This is a genomic window from Bradyrhizobium sp. USDA 4341 (genome assembly GCF_054063755.1).
On record NZ_JBSSGO010000002.1, the window covers coordinates 7033818 to 7053885 of the forward strand.

Genomic DNA, 20068 nt, shown 5'->3' on the forward strand with positions numbered 1-20068 from the left:
GCCAGCCGGCGGGCGTTGGAGACGTTAGTCCGCCACGCTGGTCTCCAGGCGGTTTTCCAGCCGATAGCCAACCCCGGACTCTGTTACCAGCAGGCGAGGCTGGTTGGGGTCGGCCTCGATCTTCTGGCGCAGCTTGCGCACCAGGATGCGCAGATACTGGATGTTGTCGCGCTGGTTGCCGGTCCAGATCTCCTTCAGCAGCTGATCGTGTGTCACCACCAGGCCGATATGGACGGCAAGCACGTGCAGCAGGCGGTACTCCTTCCGCGTCAGCTTGATCCTGGCCTGGTTGAGCGAGACGCTCCGGCTGACGAGATCGACCGACAGTGGCCCGGCGACGACGACCGGATTCTCGGTGGCGCTCTTGAAATAGCGCCGCAACGCGGCGTCGCTGCGCGCCAGCAACTCGGCCATGCCGAACGGCTTGACGACATAGTCATCGGCACCGGCCTGCAGCAGGTGAACCTTCTCGTCCTCGTTGGATTCGACAGAGAGCACGATCACCGGAACGTTGGACCAGGAGCGCAGCCGCTCCAGCGTCTCGCTGCCGTGCAGGTCCGGCAGACCGAGATCGAGGATCACGAGGTCGGGCGCATTGAAGGTCGCGATCTTCAACCCGTCGGCGGCGTTCTCGGCCTCGACCACGGAGAAGCCGTGAATCTCGAACCCGGCGCGCAGGAAGCGGCGGATCTTCGGTTCGTCATCGATCAGCAGGACGAGGTTACGCGGCTTACTCATCGTCGCAGGTCACCAAATCTGAATCCGTGGTCTGCGGTGCCGGCAGCAAGATCGATGCCGTCGTCCCGAGGCCGTGGCCGCGGCTCGCGACCTCGACGGTGCCGTCATGTGCCTTGACGAAGGTCGATGCGATCCAGAAGCCGAGCCCGGAGCCGGGGACGTTTGCCTGGTGCCGCGGGCTGCGGAACGACTTGCGGCCGAGATGGCGCTGCTCGTCCGGCGTGACGCCAACCCCCTGGTCGATGATCGACATCACGACACGCCCGGGGACGTGCCGGGCCTGCACCGAGATCGTCGACCCGGACGGGGAGTATTTGGCGGCGTTCTCGAGCAGCTGGCTACAGGCCTCCGCCACCAGGCCGGAATCGACGTTGAGCAGTGGGAGATCGTCGTCAAATCCGATCTCGACGCGGTGCGCCGCCAGCCGCGGCGCACGCGCCTTGACGGCGGCGTTGACGATGTCGCGCGGGTCGGACCATTCGAGACGAGGTGTCAGCCCGCCGGCCGTGACGCGCGTCGCATTCAGGAGATTGCGGATGTGGCCGTCGAGCCGCGCGACCTCGTCCGAAACGGCCTCGATCAGCGAGCGCAGCCGTTCGTCGGCGCTGACGGCCGGCATCGCGTGCATGACGCTCACCGATCCCTGGATCGCGGCGAGCGGCGAGCAGAGTTCGTGCGAGAGCGTGCCATGGAAGGCGTCCCGCAACAATTCGGCCTGCAGATGCATCCTGGCATCGTCCATCGCCTTGCCGATATCGAGCCGTTGCAGCGTCAGCGAGACCTCCTCCAGCACCGCCTCGATCCGGAGTGTGCGCAACGCGATCGCCTCGCGCGTACCGCGCCCGGCATTGATGGCGATGACGCCGTGCACCAGGGTTTTCGATCCGACGGCACGGAGCAGCCACACCTCCTGGGTCGATTCATCGATGACGCTGCGATCTGTTATGCCGACCGTCGCCGTCATCGCCGCTACGCTCTCCTGCACGGCCGGCGGGGCGGCTCCCAATTCCGGCGAGGATTCGAAATGGCCTCCCGCGGACGCGACGAACAGTGCTGCCCGCTGGCCGAGCGTATGGGCCAGATAGTGACTGACGGCGTCGATCAGATCGGAGATGGTGAAGCAGGCGGCCAGGCGCTTGGAGAATTCGTAGAGGTGCTGGATCTCCCGCTCGCGGCGCCGCAACCTTTCAGTCTCCTGTTGCAGGCGCGACGCCAGATTGCTGCTCACCAGCGCGACGACGAGGAAGACGAGAAGGTCGATCGCCTCCTGCGGACTGTCGACCCGGAGGCTGTAGAGCGGCGTGAAAAAGAAGAAGTCGGCCGCGGCGATCGCGGTCAGCGATGCCAGCGTGCCCGACCAGATACCCCATCGGGTGGCCGCATAGATGATCGGGATCAGATAGGCGATCGGCACCAGGTTCGCGGCGATCGGCTCATTGAGCGCAAACAGCAGCGCCGTGACGACGCCGATCGATCCAACCGACCACAGCAGGGGAAGGACGTCGGTCCACATGACCAATTGCGGCTTCGCTTCGAACCCCGGCGCGAACACGTGCTCCGCTTCGGCACGGCGCGCGTGGACATCCGCGAGCCGTTGAAACAGGGGCAGGGAATAGATCAAGGATTTTGCCTTCGCAGAGCAAGACACCGGAAGATCCTCGTCACGGCCGTCGTGGCCAGCACGATATCCGCCCCGGCAACATCCGATGGGAGCGCTGACGACGCGGGTCCGGCGCCGTCACATTGGCGCACGCCCTCGCGAATGGTTCAACGTTCGATCGTCGGCTGCTGCTCCGATGTCACCAATTACCCAGCGATCCGAGCATTCCCCAGGAACGGATAGAAAATCCATGCTGCTGAGGCGGGGGAGAAATATAAAAGAAATAGTCGAAACGCGAGATCCGCGATTGCCGTCGCCGCCGCACGGATCGAATAGCAGTACAAGACGGCGGCGCGAAGCACCTTCAGTGCTGCTCGAGCAGGGCGGCATCATCCGATTTCTGCAACATCTTGCTGACATAGCCGAGCGCCAGCCGTTCTCCGGCAAGCTCCGGCTTCGACGTGCGGTAGAGTCCGAATTCGCCGGTCTGGTTCGTCCGCGGCGGGGTCAGCTTGGCGATCGCGGCCGAACTGACATATTTCGGCGGATAGAGATAAAAATCCATCAGCGGAGTCTGCGAGCCGCCGGATTGCCGCTTCAGGACCGCATGCGCGCTCGCACCGGCCTCCGGATAGAGTGCGGTCCAGCCCGCAAAGCTGCTTGCCAAAATCTCCAGCGACAGGATCGCCGTCGCGATCTCGACAAAACCCTGGTTGGACTTCTTGGCGCTTCGGGTCGTCGAAGCCTTGCGCAGCCGCTGCCTGAATTCGTGATGCCGCTCGATGAACGGCCCGAGCCGGGCTCGCCACAGCATGTCGGGCAGGCAGGCGTAGCCATGAATGTCGTGATAGCTCTCGATCAGGTTGCGGCACTGTGCCGTGAGATCGGCCGGCAGAAAGCCGAGATCGACGTCGTTGATCTCGCCGGCGAGAGCGACATCGTTCGCACCATTCATAACGTTCGCCACGACGCGCAGCGCTCCATTGCATTCGATGCGAAGGATTCGCTCGATGCTGAGAGCTTAGCCACGAGGCGCGTATATCTTCGATCTCGTTTCGGGGCGATCGGCATAGCAATAAAATAGCGCGCGGATCGGATGCCGGCAGAGCTATGGCGGAAATGACACAGAGTTTTGGAAATCTATCGCAATGCAACGAGCGAATGTCGCAAAACGTCAAGATTTCCGCCGGGTCCTTGAGCAGGTGCGCGAGCAATTGATGCTTCTGCGAGCAAACGACGCGGCGCGGAATGTTCTGGATATTTAATCTTAATGAAAGCGCGAGGAGACCCGTATCGCCTTTTTCTCAACGCCCCACGAATGATGACGCAGACGTTACAGGCGAGTGCGCTCGAAGCGTCCGTAGCAATATCCTGGGGCAAAATCATGAAGAGACTCTTTTTGGCGGGCGTATCGTTGACGGCGGTGAGCCTGTTCAACGCGGCTCATGCAGCCGACGCCAATCCGCCGCTGTTGAAGGCGCCAGCCTCCACGTGCGATCCCTACAAGAATTACTCCTGCCTCGACAGCTATCTCGGCAGCGACTTCTTCTCGCGCTTCGTCAACTATTACCGGCTCGAGTGGGGCCACGACGCCGCACCGTCGGATCCGAAGGCGCCGCCGTCCCGCCGCGACGGCTGGCCGACGACCCCACAGAGCACACCGCCAATGCCGTTCACGGAATGGCCGTATGGCGGCTCGACCAGCATCGGCGTGACGAGGCCGAGCTCGATCGACAGTCCCTTGATGACCGCGCTTGGCACCACGCCTGCCGGACAGTGGATGAACGATGCGCACATCCAGGTCTATGGCTGGATCAATGCTGGCGGCAATCTGAGCTCCAACACGGTTCGCGGCGGCAATGCGCCGGCCGCGTACGACTACAACCCGAACACGGTCCAGCTCGACCAGGCGGTCCTCTATATCGAGCGCCTGCCTGACACGGTCCAGAGGGATCACATCGACTGGGGCTTTCGTCTCGCGCCGATCTACGGCGAGAACTATCGCTACACGACCGCCTATGGTCTCTGGAGCAATCAGCTCCTGAACCAGAACAAGAACTACGGCTACGACCTGCCGATGGCCTACGGCGAGGTCTTCATTCCGCAGATCGCGGAAGGCCTCCTGCTGCGGTTCGGCCGCTTCATCTCGATCCCCGACATCGAGGCCCAGCTCGCGCCCAACAACTACATGTATACGCACTCCATGACGTATACGTTCGACAACTACACCAACACGGGTCTGCAGAGCACGCTCGCGGTCACCAAGAACTGGATGCTGCAACTGGGCGTGTCGGTCGGCAGCGACACCATGCCGTGGAACGCCGGCGCCAAGATCGCCAACCCGTTCCCCAATCCGCTGTTCCCCGGCACCACCATGCTGAAGGATCCGGGAGCGATACCGAGCGTCACCGGCGGCGTGCGCTGGACCAGCGACTCCGGCAACGACAGCGTCTACGTCGTCGCCGACGCGATCAATAGCGGCACCTGGGGCTACAACAATCTGCAATGGTACGGCCTGACGGCGTATCACAAGTTCAACGACCAGTGGCACATCTCGTTCGAGACCTACAATCTGCATCAAAACAATGTGCTGAACGCCAACAATCCGGCTGCGATGGCCGCGTTCGCTGCAGGCGGCACGCCGTTCTCGCCGCAATACTTGCCGTTCAATGCGCCTGGCCTCGCCCAGTGCAGCAGCGCGACGGTGTTCGCCTGCACGGCGTCGGTGCAGACCTATCTCGCCTACCTGAACTACAAGGCGTCGCCACTCGACAACATCTCGTATCGCATCGAGTTCTATGACGACAAGCAGGGTCAGCGTACCGGCGTGAAGACGCGTTACGTCGAGACCGGCATCGGATGGCAGCACTGGTTCTCGCCGCAGATCGAGATCCGGCCCGAGGTCTCCTACTACAGGTCGCTCGATGCGAATGCGTTCAACGGCAATTCCAATCTCGGAATCGCGCCGACCAAGAATTTCGCTCTGATCGGTTCGGCCGACATCATCATTCACTTCTGATCCGCAGGCGGCGCCACGTCGACCAGATCGCGTGGCGCCCTCATCAGAAATTAGGAGATCTTCAATGAAGCACGTTCTCTTCACCACCGCAGCACTCGGAGCGCTGCTGCTCGCCTCTCCGGCAAGAAGCGCGGACCTTCCCCTCTACACCAAGGCGCCGGCGATCGCGGCGCCGGCCTACGACTGGTCCGGCTTCTACGTCGGCGTGTTCGGCGGCGGGGGATACGGCAACCACAATCTCAACAACGCACTCGGGCCGGCCGGCTTTGCCAACTACACCATCAACTATTCCTCCACTGGAGGCATCGCCGGCGGCGAGATCGGCTACAACGTCCAGAGCGGGAGTATCGTGGTCGGCGTGGAAGCCGACGGCTTCTGGTCCGGCATCAAGGGCAGCGATGTCGACCAGTTCAACGCCGGCACCTTGCCGATCGGCTCGGTCGATGCGACCAGTCTCCGCGACGGCTTCACCCTCCGGGCGCGCGGCGGCGTCGCGGTCGACCGCTTGCTGCTGTTCTTCACCGGCGGCTGGGCTTATGGCGAGCTCCAGCACACCAACACCGATCCGGTGTTCGGTGTCGATCAGTTCAACGCCAACAGGAGCGGTCTGACCGCGGGCGGCGGTATCGCCTATGCGATCACCAGCAACCTGATCGGCAAGTTCGAGTATCGCTATTACGACTTCGGCCGGTACGAGCGCGCGGCGCCGCTGAACGGCCAGATTCCCTACACCGTCGACAACACGTTCTCGGTCGTGACGGTAGGTCTCGACTACAAGTTCGGCGGTCCCGTTGTCGCGAAATACTGAAGCAGCGCGAGAAGGTGATGCTGTGACGATCTCGACATCAAGACAGCTGCTGCTGCGCGTCGTCGTGCTCGCCGGCGTCTGCGCCACGGTTGCCGGCTGTGCCAGCGACATCACGCCGCCGACGGGGGACACCGTCGGCGGCTCTCAAATGCGCTACTACGGCGGCCCGAAATCTCCGATGTGGCGAGCACCGGCGGAGAATTGACCGGTGGCCGCGCGCGTCGTGGTCAGCGAGCAAGCAGCGGTGCGGACGATTGCGGTGCTGCGCCCGGAAGGGATCAACGCGCGCGCAGATGACTTGTGTCTCGCCATGGCGAGGGCCATCGAATCGGCGCAGCGCAATCCTGCCATCCGCTGCATCGTCGTCGCCGGCGGGTTCGATGGCTTCGCGGCAGGCCGCGAGGCTGCAGAACACCGTGCTGTCGGTGGCGTCGGGTCGGAAGGATTTCTGCTGCAGGGCGTGACCGGCCTCCTACACACGCTCGCCAGCAATGCAAAACCGATCATCGCCGCCGTCGAGGGAGCGGCGGCAGGCATCGGTACGGCCATTGTGTTCTATTGCGACGAGGTCATCGCTGCCACATCCGCGACGTTTGCCTCGCCCCTCGAATCTCATGATCTGGTCCCGGACGGCGCGATGAGCTTGCTCATTCCCCGACGGCTTGCTCAGCACCGTGCCTTTGCGATGCTCGTTCCCGGACGGTCGATGCGCGCGGAGCGAGCCTATGAAGCGGGCTTGATCGACATGATCGTTCCGCCGGGATATGCCGCGGTCGAAGCGGAGCGGATGGCGCGGGAGCTCTGCCGCCTGCCGACGGAAGATATCTCCGCTATTTGAAACCTGACGCGACCGTCGGTGCAGGATGTACTGCCGCGGGTGCCGGCCGCGGGAGACGACCGTCGCTGCATTGCGTCTGAAGGGACGGCAGGGCGGAGCAGGTGACGCGAACGCTGGAGCCCGCACCGTCCGCAAGCGCAATGGGCTACTCATCGTCGGGTGCCGCTTTCCTGATCGACGCGGCCGCTTGTCCAAAAAATCGGCAGCTGATGAATATTGTTGCGATTCACAGAAATTGGGACCAGCATTCCGCATCGTCAACAAGACGCCGAGCAGAGGCGTCGATCGGAAACGCCTGTTGCTGTTCGGACGTGTCTCAGCCTCCTGGAGGGTGCGATGCTGAAGTCCCTTGCCACAATGATCAGTGCCCTTGCGATTGCCGTGTTGATGGCACCTGCGGCCCACGGCGGCGCGTCCGCCAGCGCACCAACAAAATACGCCCAGCGTTCGCAGCAGGTGACGAGCGTGCATATGGTCAGGCAGACCAAGCGGATCGAACCACCGATCACCGATTTTTCAGCCCAGGCGAAGACAGCGCCATTTCACCGCTAGAGCGTTTTCGAGCGAAGTGGACACCGCTTCGCGTGAAGAAGCCGCTTCGAGACAAGAATCTAGAGCTTCGGTTCTGATTCAATTAGAACCGAAGCTCTAGCCTCGGATCGTTACCCGGGTCGGCTCAGCTCAACCGGTGCAGGGTCGCCTTCGGGCTTTCGCCGAACTTGGCGCGGTAGGCGCTCGCCATCCGGCTCAAATGGGTAAAGCCGAGATCGAACGCAATATCGACGATGCGTTCGCCCGGCCGCGCCGTCTTGAGACGGGCGTTGAGATGGGCGAGGCGGATGTCGAGCAGCATCTCGGAAACGGTGGTGCCGAAGTGACGGCGGAAGCCGAGTTGCAGCGCGCGGACACCGGTGCCTGCGATCTCCGCAAGCTCGGCGAGATCCAGTGGCTCGGTCGCGCGGGTCTCGAGATAAGCCCGCACGCGCTTCAGCGCTGCCGGCTGCGCCTCAGCGCGGCCGTTGAAGACATCGATCGCCGAACTCAGGCTGTGCCGCTGCTCGTTGAGCAGGACATTGAGAAACGACTCGCGCCAATCGGCCGCCGCGACCGCGGACAAGGATTTGTGCGGCCCGATCTGCTCGGCGGTCGTCACAAGTTGCTCGATCCTGGCCGAGAGCGTCTGCCCGAGTGGCCCGCTCAGTGCGACGGCCGGATCGAACTCGACTGGCCGGACCGCTACGCCGCCAAGCGCGGCGGCGCGATGCTCGACCAGCTTGCGGTCGAGCAGCAGGATGAGCTGGGCGCAGTCGTCGCGCCAGGTCATTTCAGTCGGAATCGTTGGCGACAGCAGCGAGGCGCAGTGTTGCGGCCCAGTGGTGAGCTCGCGCGCGGCGGTCCGCACCGTGGCGGAGCCGGACAGCGGCATCTGCAACAGGAAGAAGCGGTCGAGGCAACCCGGGTTGATCGCGACCGATCCGCCATAGGCGACATAGTTGACCGAGAATCCGTCGAAGCTTGCGCAATTGTGATGCGCGGAGAAAGCGCGCTCCGAACGATCGACCGGCGTCAGCTCGTGCGGACAGAAGATGCGCCCGATCGCTTCAGCCGCGTCGTCGACGCGCGCCGTCGCGACGCGCGCGAAATCCTTGAGCCTTCCTCTTGCCGAAACCTCGTTGCCAACAGCAGTCACGCCGGCCGTCCGGAGTTGTTTGAGGTCTAAAACATCGTGCAGCCTAGTGCATCCGCCGACAAAGGGGAACGCCGTTTCGTCGCGCAATCTGCCCGATCGGCGCGCAGGCGGATGCGGCGTCCTTGGGCAGAAGCCGCCGGGCTCGACGCTCCCGCATTGCAGCATGATCGTGCCGGCTGCGGATTCGTTTATCGGCTAGACAGCCTCACCGGCTGGCGACAGGCTCGGTGTCGGCAATACGCATCAAAACTGGAGAGGCTGACATGGGCACGCTCGAAAAAGGCATTACCCGAACCGGCACCGGCTACGGCGGCAAGACCTGGAATATCCTGGGCCAGGTCTACTATCCGAAGGCGGTCACCGACTCGACCTTCGCGTTCGAGACCAACAGCGATCCCGGCCAATTCGTGCCGGTGCACGTCCACCCGACCCAGGACGAATTCATCCTGGTGCAAGAGGGCGTGCTCGACCTCAAGCTCGACGGCGTCTGGGTGCAGGCCAAGGCCGGCGACCTCGTGCGCATGCCGCGCGGCATTCCGCACGGCTATTTCAACAAGTCCGACAAGCCGGCGCGGGCGCTGTTCTGGGTGTCGCCGATGCAGAAGCTCGAGGCGCTGTTCGAGAAGCTGCACAATCTGCAGGACCCCGTTGAAGTGGTGCGCATTTCCGCCGAGCACGAGGTGGACTTCCTGCCGCCTGAAGCTAACGAGTAGGCCGGCGAGCACACAGACAGCGCACCCGAGACAGCGATCGCCGGTGTTGGCTCCGGCGATGACGGGGACGCGTGCGCTTAGGAAATGGGCCTGTTCATTCATCGCGGAGACGTTTCATGGTCAAGCAGAAGCATGTGTGCGTCATCGGCGCCGGCATTTCCGGGCTCGCCGCCGGCAAGGCCTTTGCCGGTCGCGGTCACAAGGTGACCATCATCGAGCGCAGCGGCGATCTCGGCGGGGTCTGGGAGCCGGCGCGCTCCTATCCCGACGTGCAGACCCAGAGCCCGAAGGAGCTCTATCGCTACACCGACAAGGCGATGCCGGAATCCTATCCGGAATGGCCGAAGGGTCCGCAGGTCCATGCTTATCTGCGTGACTATGCCCGCAGTCATGGGCTCGACGGTGCGATGCGGTTCAACACCAGGGTCGAGAGCATGATGCGCCGCGCCGACGGCAGACCGGGCTGGACGCTCGAACTGCGCTCGACCGACGGCGCCGCCGGCCATGAGGATTTCGACTTCGTCGCGGTCTGCACCGGGCAATTCAACGAACCGCAGACGCTGCCGCTGGCCGGCGAGGACGGCTTCAAGGCGCAGGGCGGCCAGATCCTGCACTCGTCGCAATACAGCGATCCCGATCTCGCCAAGGGCCGCAAGGTGGTCGTGCTCGGCGGTTCGAAATCGGCGACCGACATCGCCGTGAACGCGGTCAATTCGGGCGCCAGCGAAGTCACCATCGTGTTTCGCGAGCCGGTGTGGCGGATTCCCTATTTCGTCGGTGGCTTGGTCAACTTCAAGCGCATCCTCTACATCCGCGCCCAGGAGCAGATGTTTGCGAGCTGGGGCATCGGTCCGATGGCACGCCTCGCGCATGTCGTGGCAAAGCCGTTTGTCTGGGCGAACTGGCGCGGGCTCGAGAGCATGCTGACGATGCAGCTCAAGCTGAAGCAGTGCGGCATGGTGCCGAAGGGGCGGATCGAGGACGGCGTCAACTGCTCGGTGCCGATTGCGACTCCCGGCTTCTATCCGATGGTTGCCGACGGCCGGATCAAGGCGGTGCAGGGCACCTTCGACCATTATGACGGCAAGACCATCGTGATGAGCGGCGGCCAGCGTGTCGCGGCCGACGTCGCGGTGCTCGCGATCGGCTACAAGCTCGGTGTGCCGTTCCTCCCTAAGGAATATCAGAACAAGCTGGTCGAACCCGACGGGCAGTATCGGCTCTATCGGCTGATCGCCAATCCCGATCTGCCCGACATGGGCTTTGTTGGCTTTAATTCGAGCTTCTGCACCGTGCTGTGCGCGGATCTCGCGGCGAACTGGTTGGTGCGTTATGCCGACGGCCAGCTCGCGCGGCAGCCGAGCGCGGCCGAGATGCACGACAACATCGCGATGATGCTGAACTTCAAGCGGGTCGAGCGGCCGGCGGCGGGCGTCTATGGCGGGCTGTGCGTCGCGCCGTATCACTTCAAGCATTTCGACGAGCTGTTGGCAGACATCGGCACCAAGGCGTCGCGCCGCAACCCGCTCGTCGAAAAATTCACGCCGCCGGACGCGGACGCCTATGCGCGCTTCCTTGCGACCGCGCCTATGTACGAGGCCGTGGCCTAATCGCGGCCGGCGTCGAGGAAGGCCTGCGCCAGGCGCTCCGGATTCGAGAAGCACAGCTCATGGCTGCCCGGCACCTGGACGAGGCGGAACAGCCCGAGCTTCTCCGACAGCCGCGGATGCCAGGGCAGGCCGTGCGGCATCGCCGTATCCTCGGTGCAGTTGAGGTAGGATTTTGCGATCGGCATCTCGGCCGGATTGCTGCGCAGCGCGATCTTGTCCTGGAAGGTCTTGAGCGGGTGCGGGTTGAGCTTGTCATAGGCCCGCTGCGCCGTCTCGAGATCGGCGTCGTTGATGAAGGCCTCGCGCCAGATGGGGAACGGCAGCACCACCGAGCCGTCCCCGCGCTCGGCATGGATGGCATTGAACAGGCCGACATAGTGCGGCGGCACCATGTCGTTGAGGCTTTCGCCATTGTTCGGCACGAACGCATTCCAGTACACCAGCCGGCGGATGCGATTGGCGGCGGCGTCGGCAACACCCGTGATGACCATGCCGCCATAGCTGTGGCCGACCAGCACGATGTCATTCAGATTGTGCTCGGCGAGATAGTCCACGATCGACTGGATGGCCTCGGCAAGACCAGTATCCTTCCGGTCGCCGGGCCGGTTGCCCTTGATCGTCGGGGTGTGGACGACATGGCCGGCCTTGCGGATGGCGGCCGCAACCGGCTCAAACTCGGCGCCGGTATGCCAGGCGCCATGGACAAGAACATAGGTCGACATGTTGTACCTCCCTGTTTGGTTCACTCAGATCGATTGCGACGTCCGGGACGGCCCGGGGATACGCCCAAGTTTCAAACGGTTCCTGATGGATATTGACCCGGGCCTGCGAACCGCGCTTGGCTGTAACCGAACCGGATTGGGCTCGGAGTGAACTGATGCAGCAAATCGCCGCCGCGGATCGCTCGCGCAGGCTGAGCTGGAATACCGCGGACACCAGGCCGGGCGAGCAGTTCGCCTATTATCGCGAGGCGATCTGCCAGGCCTTCATGAACCTGACGCCGGAGCCGCCGGCGACGCCGGGCTTCCTGGCCCGGGTCGAGACCGTTGGGCTCGGCGACGGCGCGGTCAACCGGGTCAGTTTCCCGGAGCATGTCGTGCGGCGCTCGGCTGCCGACATCGCCGCGTCCAGCCGGCGCTGCTACTACCTCAACCTGAAGCTCGCCGGCCGCTGCCGCATCCAGCAGGCTGGGCGCGAGATCAGCCTCTCGCCCGGACAGGTCGGAATCTTCGACAGCGGGCAGGGGTTCTCGCTGCTGCACGACCGCGGTCCCGCGCTGCAGGTCGCATCGTTCTGGGTGCCGGCCGATGCGCTCGATGAACGGCTGCCGTCGGCGCCGGAGGTCGCGCCGGCGCGGGTCTCCGACGATCCGTTCGTCGGCCATCTCATCGCCGAGACGGCGCAGGTGCTGAATAATTCGGCGCTCCGCGCGTCGGATACGGACAACGTCCGGCTGTTCGGCGTGCTGCTCGACCTGGTCGCGCTCAGCCTGTCGCGGACTGGTCGCGCGGGCGTTGCCGAGAGCGCGGGTCTTGCCGATGCAACCTGGCTCGCGCTGCGCCGCGCCGTGGACCGCAGGCTGCGCGAGCCCGGCCTCGGCGTTGCTGCCGTCGCTGCTGCGATCGGCATCAGCGAGCGTTACGTCCACAAATTGTTCGAGCGCGCCGGCACCACATTCGCCAGCTACGTGATGGACCGTCGCCTCGACGGCGCGGCGCGCGACCTGAAGGATCCCGCGGTCGCCGGGCGCGCGATCGGCGACATCGCTTTCGACTGGGGTTTTTCCGATCTGTCGCATTTCATCCGTCGCTTCCGGCATCGCTTCGGCTGCACGCCGCGCGACTGGCGCCGGAGCTAATGCAAAGTTCGGAAGTCACGATGTCACAATCATTCACCTATCAAGTCAGCCCGATGCGGGTCGTGTTCGGGACCGGCACGGTTGCCGCGCTGGCGGACGAACTCGACCGACTCGGCGTCAGCCGCGCGCTGGTGCTCGCAAGCCGACGACAGCAGGCCGAGCTTGGCGATCTCCAAGGCTTGACCGGCGGCCGGATGGCTGGCGCATTCGACGGCGCGGTCGTGCACACGCCGGTCGCAGTCACCGAACGCGCGATGCAGATGGTCGGCGAGTTGAAGCCCGATGGCGTGGTTGCGATCGGCGCCGGTGCCGCGACCGGTCTCAGCAAGGCGATCGCGTTGCGCACCGACCTGCCGCAGCTGATCGTGCCGACCAGCTATGCCGGCTCCGAGATGACGCCGGTGCTCGGCGAGACCGTCGACGGCGTCAAGACCACGCAGTCATCGCCGAAGATCCTGCCTGAGGCCGTGATCTACGACGTCAACCTGACGATCTCGATGCCGGCAAAGTTCTCAGCGATATCAGGCCTCAACGCGATCGCCCACGCGGCCGAGGCGCTGTATGCGCGGGATGGCAATCCGATCACCTCGCTGATGGCGGAAGAGGCGATTGCAAAACTCGCGACATCGCTGCCGGACGTGATCGCGCGGCCGCACGATCGTGATGCGCGCTCGGATGCCCTCTACGGCGCATGGCTGTGCGCGGTCTGTCTCGGCACCGTCGGCATGGCGCTGCATCACAAGCTTTGCCACACCGTCGGCGCGCTGTTCGACCTGCCGCATGCTGAAACCCATGCGGTGCTGCTGCCGCACACCATCGCCTACAACGCGCCGGCCGCGCGCGCTGCGATCGGCCGCGCCGCGCGGGCGCTCGGGGTTGCTGATGCGGCCGATGGCCTGTTCGATCTGTCAGCAAGGCTCGGCGCGCCGCGTTCGCTCGCCGAGATCGGCATGCCCGAGGACGGCATCGCAAAGGCGGCCGCACTCGCCACCAAAAACCCTTACTGGAATCCGCGGCCGATCGAAGAGCGCGGCATCAGCGAGCTGCTCCGGCGCGCCTGGTCGGGCGCTCGGCCGCAGGCGGGATAGATCAAACCCCGATGGCGTTGCGCGCGATCACGTCGCGATAGAACGCCGCGCTCAGTTTCGGCACCCGCGCCTGGGTCTCGAAATCGACGCGATAGAGGCCGAAGCGCTTCGCGTAGCCGAAGATCCATTCGAAATTGTCCATCAGGCTCCACAGGAAATAGCCGTGGACCGGGACGCCGTCGGCGGTCGCGCGCTGCAATTGGGCGAGGTAGTTGCGCAGGAACATGATGCGGTCGAGGTCGTAGATCTGCCCATTCGGCTGCACCTTGTCCTCGCCGGACGTGCCGTTCTCGCTGATGTAGATGCTCTTGATGTTCCAGAGCTTGGCGGCAATCCGCGGCGCCCAGTAGATCGTCTCCGGCGCGATCCGCAGCCAATCCGAACTCATGTGCGGGAAGGAGCCCGGCATCGGCAGCGGCTTCCAGCCGGGGGCATGGTCGGTGGCGAGGATGTAGCACTGCGGCGCGTAGATGTTCAGCCCGACGAAATCGTTGGGCTGCGAGATGATCTTCAGTTCCTCTGCGGTGAATTTGGGTGCATCCGCGCCGGCATATTGCAGGAAGCCCTCGGTGTACTTGCCTTCGAGCACGACGCCGAGAAAGCCTGCATTGAGCTCGCGTGTCGCGATCTCGGTGGCGCGGATGTTCTCCGGCGTGTTGATCGCGGGCACGCAGGCCGTGATGTTCTCGGCGGGGCCGACCCGTGTGCCGGCGCGGCCCTTGGCGCGGATCGCCTGCACCGCGAGCCCGTGCGCCAGCGCGACATGGTGGCGCGCCTGGTTCACCTCGGCTGGCGGAAGCCTCAGCCCCGGCGCGTCGACGCCGAGCGCATAGCCGAACGGCAGGAAACGCCCGACCTCGTTGAGGGTGAAGATGTTCTTGACCCGGTCGGTCAGCCGCTGCGCCACATAGCCGGCGTAGTCGCCGAAGGCCTTCGACGTGTCCCGCGAGCGCCAGCCGCCGACGCGGTCCTGCAGCGCCTGCGGCAGGTCCCAGTGATAGAGTGTGGCGTAGGGCTCGATGCCGTTCGCGAGCAGTTCGTCGACCAGGCGGTTGTAGAAGTCGAGGCCCTTCGGATTCGGTGTGCCGGTGCCGTCGGGAAACACCCGCGGCCAGGCGATCGAGAAGCGATAGGCCCTGGCGCCGAGATCCTTGATGAGGCGAACATCGTCCTTGTAGCGGTGATAGTGGTCGTTGGCGCGATCGCCGGTAGAGCCGTCCTCGATCTTGCCCGATGTATGGGTGAACGTGTCCCAGATCGATTGGCCGCGGCCGTCCTCATTGACCGCGCCCTCGACCTGGTAGGACGAGGTCGCGGTGCCCCAGACGAAGCCGGCCGGAAAGTTTGTGCCATTCGGCCGCGGAGCGTGGTTCGCCGCCTGACCCGGGGCCGACAGGCCGAGCGCCGAGAGGCCTGCAAGGCCCGCAAACTGCCGGCGCGAGAACTTTCCGAACATTGTTATCTCCCGTCGCCGGATGCCGCGGCTGGAATGCCAGCTGCAGGTTAGCCTTCCATCCCGCCGTTGAGCAACAAGGGCCGAGTGCCCGAGGCGCCGTAGCGAGCGGCGCAACAATCGATGCGCACCGTTGCGAGGTCAATGTCGCGGAGTTGTCAGTTTTGTGGCGACATGTTCTCTACTAGATTGCCTGCTACGTCCTTCCGCAATGACATCCGAAAATCCCGAGAACCCGGGGAGCTGCGCGATGAACAAGCCTGCGACCCATGTCCGAACCGCGCTGCTGCGTCGTCTTGCCACGGCAATCGGCTTGCTGCTGGCGACGGCCGCAGGCGCGCAGGCCGAGCAGACATTTTCGTTCGACGGCACACCCGGGAAGCTGCCGAAGACGGTTGTCCCGCTGAGCTACGCGATCGAGCTCACGCCCAATCTCACCAGCCTCGCTTTGCCTGGTGTCGAGACCGTCGACGTCGAGGTGCGTGAGGCGACGGCGCAACTGACGCTGAACGCGATCAACACGACGTTTGCCGAGGCCACGATCGATGACGGCGCGCAACGCGCGGAGGTGACCACCGACGCCACCGCACAGACCGCGACGCTGACCTTCGCCAAGCCGCTCGCGGTGGGCCGGCACAAGCTCCGCATCGCGTTCACGGCGCAGATCAACAAATTCGGCACCGGGCTGTTTGTGGTCGACTATCCGACCCCGACCGGGATCAAGCGGCTGATCTCCAGCAAGCTGGAGCCGGCCGATGCAAGGCGGATCTTTCCATGCTGGGACGAGCCGTCGTTCAAGGCGAGCTTCGCATTGACCGTCGTGATCCCGCGCAATCTGCTCGCGGTCGGCAACATGCCCGTGGCGGGCGAGGCGCCGGTCGCCGGTGATCTCAAGAAGGTCACGTTCGCGCCGACACCGAAGATGTCGAGCTATCTGTTCGTGCTCACCGTCGGCGAGCTCGAGCGGGTCACTGCGGATGCCGGCGGCGTCACCATCGGCGTGGTGACGACGGAGAGCAAGAGCGGGCAGGGTCGGTTTGCGCTCGACAGCGCGGTGAAACTGCTCGCCTATTACAACGACTATTTCGGCGTCAGATATCCGTTGCCGAAGCTCGACCTGATCGCCGTTCCCGGCGGGTTCGGCGGCGCGATGGAGAACTGGGGCGGCATCACCTTCTTCGAGAGCCGGCTGCTGTTCGATCCCGCGACCAATGCGGAGACGGCGCGACGCGGCATCTTTGGCATCATCGCGCACGAGATGGCGCATATGTGGTTCGGCGATCTCGTCACCATGGCGTGGTGGGACAATCTCTGGCTCAACGAGGGCTTTGCCAGCTGGATGGCGACCAAGGCCTCGGAGCAGTTCTATCCGCAATGGCAGAGCTGGCTGAACGGCAACAGTGCGAAGCAGTTTGCCATGGCGCTCGACGCGCGCCGCACCTCGCATCCGGTGCAGCAGCCGATCGCCGACCACAGCGAAGCGGTCACGGCGTTCGACGCCATCACCTATAACAAGGGCCAGGCGCTGATCCGCATGCTCGAGACCTATCTCGGCGAGCAGGCGTTCCGCGACGGCATCCGCAAATACATGGCCGCGCATGCCTACAGCAATTCCACCACGGCCGATCTCTGGCAGGCGCTCGAGATGTCCGGCGGCAAGATGATCATCGGCATCGCCGCCTCCTTCACGGAGCAGGATGGCGTGCCGCTGGTCATGGCCGAGACGACCTGCGATGGCACAGCGCAACGCCTGACGTTGCAGCAGGACCGTTTCGTGATCGCGCCGGCCAACGATCCGCCGCTGCCGGCCCACGGCTGGCAGATCCCGGTCGCGGCCGGCCCGGCGCAGGGCAAGCCGTTTGACGAGATCCTGCTGAAGGGCAGTGCCGATATCCCGGCCGGCGCATGCGACGATGCGATCAAGGTCAATCTCGGCGACGTCGGCTATTTCAGGGTTGAATACGGGCCGAAGAACCGCGCCGCATTGTTGAACGCCTTCCCGCAAATGCAGGTCGTTGACCGGCTCAATGTCGTCACCGACAGCTGGGCGCTGGTGCAGGCGGGCCGCGCCGAGGCCCCGTCCTATCTCGCGCTGCTCGACGCGCTCGATGCCGGCGACCATCGCGCGGTATGGGATCAGGTGATCTCGACATTCGCTGCGCTCAACCGCCTGTCGCGCGACCACAGCGAACGGCCGGTGATCCAGGCCTATGCCCGCGCCAAGCTGCGCCCGGTGTTCGACCGGATCGGATGGGACGGCAGCGGCTCGGGCGACGACGACACCGCGCTGTTGCGCGCGAGCCTGATCTCGACGCTCGGCGACCTCGGTGATGCGGCCATCGTCGCCGAGGCGAAGCGGCGTTTTGCGGCGTTCCGCGATGATCCAAAATCGCTGCCGACCACGCTGCGCGACGCGGTCACTCATGTTGCCGGCATCGCGGCCGATCGGGCGACGTATGACAAATTGCTGGCGCTCGCGCGCAACAGCACGGCGACCAATGAGCGGCTGCGCTATTATTTTGCCGCAGCCAGCGCCCGGGATACGGAACTGGCGCGCGCGACCCTGGCGTTGACGCTGACCGACGAATTGCCCGAAACGATCGTCACCGGGATGATCAACGCGGTTGCATCCGCAGGCGAGCAGCCGCAGCTTGCCTGGGACTTCGTCCAGACGAATTTCGAGACGTTGCTGGCCAGGCAGGGGCCGAGCTTCCGCGACCAGTTCGTGCCGAACTTCATGATCAATTTTACCGATCAGGCCCACGCGGCAGAGCTGGCCGCGTTCGCCCCGTCACAATCCACCAGCGGCGGGCGGGTGACGGTGGCGCGCTCCTTGCAGGCGATCGCGATCTCGGCCGATCTCGCCGCGCGTGTGCTCCCCGCCGCCGACGCCTGGATCAGGGCGCACAAGCCGTGAGATCGCGAGGGAGTTTCCGGCGGCGCGCGATGCGGCTATGCTCCATGCGCGGCATGCAATCAACGATGCGAGGCTGAGATGGTCAAAGGTTCCGATTTGCTGGTCGCCGCCCTCGAGAACGAGGGCGTGGAACGGGTGTTCGGCGTTCCCGGCGAGGAGAATCTCGACGTCGTCGAGAGCCTGCGCAAATCCTCGATCAAGCTGATCGTGACCCGCCACGAGCAGGCCGCGGCGTTCATGGCGGCGACCTATGGCCGCCTGACCGGAAAGCCTGGTGTCTGCATGACGACGCTTGGTCCGGGCGCGCTGAACCTCACCACGGGTGCTGCCTATGCGCTGCTCGGGGCGATGCCGATGGTGATGCTCACGGGCCAGAAGGGCATCTTGAGCAGCCGGCAGGCCAAGTTCCAGATCGTCGACATCGTCAACACCTTCCGTCCGCTGACCAAGCTGTCGCTGCAGATCGTCAGCGGCGCGACCATTCCGACGCTGGTGCGCGACGCCTTCCGGATCGCGACGCAGGAACGGCCGGGGCCGGTGCTGCTCGAACTGCCGGAGGATATCGCGCGCGAGGAGATAGCGCCGGTCGAGATCGTGCCGCCGCATCCGATCGAAATTCCGATCGCGCATGCCGCCGCGCTCGACCGCGCCGCCGACATGATTTTGAAGGCGCAGCGTCCGCTGATCATGCTCGGCGCGGCGGCATCACGCCCGCGCTCGACCGCCGGGATCGGCGACTTCGTGCGGCGCACCAAGATTCCGTTCTTCACCACCCAGATGGGCAAAGGCACGGTATCGGGCGGCACCAATCAATATATGGGGACCGCCGCGCTGAGCGAGCGCGACTATGTGCATGAGGCGATCGATCGCGCCGACCTGATCATTGCGATCGGTCACGACACGATCGAGAAGCCGCCCTTCATCATGGGCCCGAAGGGGCCGCAGGTGATCCATGTCAGCTACACGGCGGCGAATGTCGAGCAGGTCTACTTCCCGCAATGCGAGGTGATCGGCGATGTCGGGCCGAGCCTCGAACTGCTGGCCGACCGGGTCGCGGGAAAGCTGCCGTCTGCCAGCGCGCTGCTCAGCCTGCGCGAGGGCATCCTGGCGAAGATCACGGATCGCGCCACTGAGGGCCGCTGGCCGCCCACGCCGCAGCGCATCGTGCACGATGTGCGACAGGTCATTCCAGAGGATGGCATCGTCGCGCTCGACAACGGCATGTACAAGATCTGGTTCGCGCGCAACTACCGCACGCTGCTTGCAAACTCGCTGCTGCTCGACAACGCGCTCGCCACCATGGGCGCCGGCCTGCCGTCGGCGATGATGGCGGCGATGCTGTATCCGAAGACCCGCGTGCTCGCGGTCTGCGGCGACGGCGGCTTCATGATGAACTCGCAGGAGATGGAGACCGCGGTCCGCCTCAAGCTCAATCTGGTGATCCTGATCCTGGAAGATTCTGCGTACGGCATGATCCGCTGGAAGCAGGCGGTCGACAACTTCCCGGATTTCGGCCTCACCTTCGGCAATCCGGATTTCGTCAAATATGCCGAAAGCTACGGCGCCAAGGGTTCGCGGATCGAGAGCACGGAGGCGATCGTCCCGACCCTGGAGCGCGCCTTCTCCGGCGGCGGCGTGCACCTCGTCGTGGTACCGATCGACTATACCGAGAACAAGCGGGTGCTGGTCGACGAGCTGCGCGAGAGGGTGCAGCAGATCGACGTGTCGTAGAGCAT

General features: G+C 64.5%; 17 protein-coding genes. 11 read left to right on the forward strand and 6 right to left on the reverse strand.

The genetic code is table 11. From position 1 onward, the window contains the following. Nucleotides 1–24 precede the first annotated feature (24 nt). From ACVIGB_RS39295 to ACVIGB_RS39305, 3 genes are all read right to left on the reverse strand, one after another. The gene (locus ACVIGB_RS39295) at nt 25–738 is read right to left on the reverse strand and encodes a response regulator (RefSeq protein WP_456718652.1); all 714 of its coding nucleotides are present in this window, start codon (nt 736–738) and stop codon (nt 25–27) included. Further along, nucleotides 731–2359, reverse strand: coding sequence for a DUF4118 domain-containing protein (locus ACVIGB_RS39300; protein ID WP_456749288.1), 1629 nt, complete (start codon nt 2357–2359; stop codon nt 731–733). Before ACVIGB_RS39300 ends, ACVIGB_RS39295 begins: the two co-directional genes overlap by 8 nt. 343 nt (nt 2360–2702) lie before the next feature. Beyond that, nucleotides 2703–3293 (reverse strand): hypothetical protein, encoded by a 591-nt coding sequence (locus ACVIGB_RS39305; protein ID WP_456718649.1) that lies wholly within the window; start codon nt 3291–3293, stop codon nt 2703–2705. A 429-nt stretch (nt 3294–3722) separates the two neighbouring features. On the opposite strand from ACVIGB_RS39305, the gene ACVIGB_RS39310 reads away from it, so the two are divergent. The 5 genes from ACVIGB_RS39310 to ACVIGB_RS39330 all read left to right on the forward strand — a co-directional run bounded on the left by ACVIGB_RS39310 (nt 3723) and on the right by ACVIGB_RS39330 (nt 7555). Then, the gene (locus tag ACVIGB_RS39310) at nt 3723–5357 is read left to right on the forward strand and encodes an outer membrane beta-barrel protein (protein ID WP_456718648.1); all 1635 of its coding nucleotides are present in this window, start codon (nt 3723–3725) and stop codon (nt 5355–5357) included. A 64-nt stretch (nt 5358–5421) separates the two neighbouring features. After that, nucleotides 5422–6165 (forward strand): outer membrane protein, encoded by a 744-nt coding sequence (locus ACVIGB_RS39315; protein WP_456718647.1) that lies wholly within the window; start codon nt 5422–5424, stop codon nt 6163–6165. Nucleotides 6166–6187: 22 nt separating this feature from the next. Then, nucleotides 6188–6370, forward strand: a complete 183-nt coding sequence (locus ACVIGB_RS39320) for a hypothetical protein (RefSeq protein WP_456718646.1) — start codon at nt 6188–6190, stop codon at nt 6368–6370. A gap of 3 nt (nt 6371–6373) precedes the next feature. Further along, the gene (locus tag ACVIGB_RS39325) at nt 6374–7003 is read left to right on the forward strand and encodes an enoyl-CoA hydratase/isomerase family protein (RefSeq protein ID WP_456718645.1); all 630 of its coding nucleotides are present in this window, start codon (nt 6374–6376) and stop codon (nt 7001–7003) included. Nucleotides 7004–7339: 336 nt separating this feature from the next. After that, on the forward strand, nt 7340–7555 hold the full coding sequence (locus ACVIGB_RS39330; RefSeq protein ID WP_456718644.1) for a hypothetical protein: 216 nt from the start codon (nt 7340–7342) through the stop codon (nt 7553–7555). A 124-nt stretch (nt 7556–7679) separates the two neighbouring features. Here ACVIGB_RS39330 and ACVIGB_RS39335 read toward each other — a convergent pair whose 3' ends face one another. Next, entirely contained in the window at nt 7680–8693 is a 1014-nt protein-coding gene (locus tag ACVIGB_RS39335) for an AraC family transcriptional regulator (protein WP_456718643.1), read from the reverse strand. A gap of 263 nt (nt 8694–8956) precedes the next feature. Here ACVIGB_RS39335 and ACVIGB_RS39340 point away from each other — a divergent pair, with 263 nt between their 5' ends. Both ACVIGB_RS39340 and ACVIGB_RS39345 read left to right on the forward strand, forming a co-directional pair. After that, nucleotides 8957–9406: a cupin domain-containing protein gene (locus ACVIGB_RS39340; protein WP_456718642.1), complete on the forward strand. Its 450-nt coding sequence runs from the start codon at nt 8957–8959 to the stop codon at nt 9404–9406. A gap of 116 nt (nt 9407–9522) precedes the next feature. Next, complete coding sequence (locus tag ACVIGB_RS39345) at nt 9523–11016, forward strand: flavin-containing monooxygenase (RefSeq protein WP_456718641.1); 1494 nt, start codon at nt 9523–9525, stop codon at nt 11014–11016. Here ACVIGB_RS39345 and ACVIGB_RS39350 read toward each other — a convergent pair. After that, on the reverse strand, nt 11013–11738 hold the full coding sequence (locus tag ACVIGB_RS39350; RefSeq protein ID WP_456718640.1) for an alpha/beta hydrolase: 726 nt from the start codon (nt 11736–11738) through the stop codon (nt 11013–11015). The two genes, ACVIGB_RS39345 and ACVIGB_RS39350, sit on opposite strands and share 4 nt — an antisense overlap. Nucleotides 11739–11893: 155 nt before the next feature. Here ACVIGB_RS39350 and ACVIGB_RS39355 point away from each other — a divergent pair, with 155 nt between their 5' ends. Further along, nucleotides 11894–12874, forward strand: coding sequence for a helix-turn-helix domain-containing protein (locus ACVIGB_RS39355; protein ID WP_456718639.1), 981 nt, complete (start codon nt 11894–11896; stop codon nt 12872–12874). A 20-nt stretch (nt 12875–12894) separates the two neighbouring features. Then, complete coding sequence (locus tag ACVIGB_RS39360; protein ID WP_456718638.1) at nt 12895–13962, forward strand: maleylacetate reductase; 1068 nt, start codon at nt 12895–12897, stop codon at nt 13960–13962. Nucleotide 13963: 1 nt separating this feature from the next. Here ACVIGB_RS39360 and ACVIGB_RS39365 read toward each other — a convergent pair whose 3' ends face one another. Further along, a complete protein-coding gene (locus ACVIGB_RS39365) occupies nt 13964–15418 on the reverse strand; it encodes a GH1 family beta-glucosidase (protein WP_456718637.1) in 1455 nt (484 codons plus the stop codon). Between the two features lie 247 nt (nt 15419–15665). On the opposite strand from ACVIGB_RS39365, the gene ACVIGB_RS39370 reads away from it, so the two are divergent. Together ACVIGB_RS39370 and ACVIGB_RS39375 are read left to right on the forward strand one after the other, a co-directional pair. Then, nucleotides 15666–18332, forward strand: a complete 2667-nt coding sequence (locus ACVIGB_RS39370) for a M1 family metallopeptidase (RefSeq protein WP_456718636.1) — start codon at nt 15666–15668, stop codon at nt 18330–18332. Nucleotides 18333–18410: 78 nt separating this feature from the next. Continuing rightward, nucleotides 18411–20063, forward strand: a complete 1653-nt coding sequence (locus ACVIGB_RS39375; protein WP_456718635.1) for an acetolactate synthase large subunit — start codon at nt 18411–18413, stop codon at nt 20061–20063. Nucleotides 20064–20068: the final 5 nt, after the last annotated feature.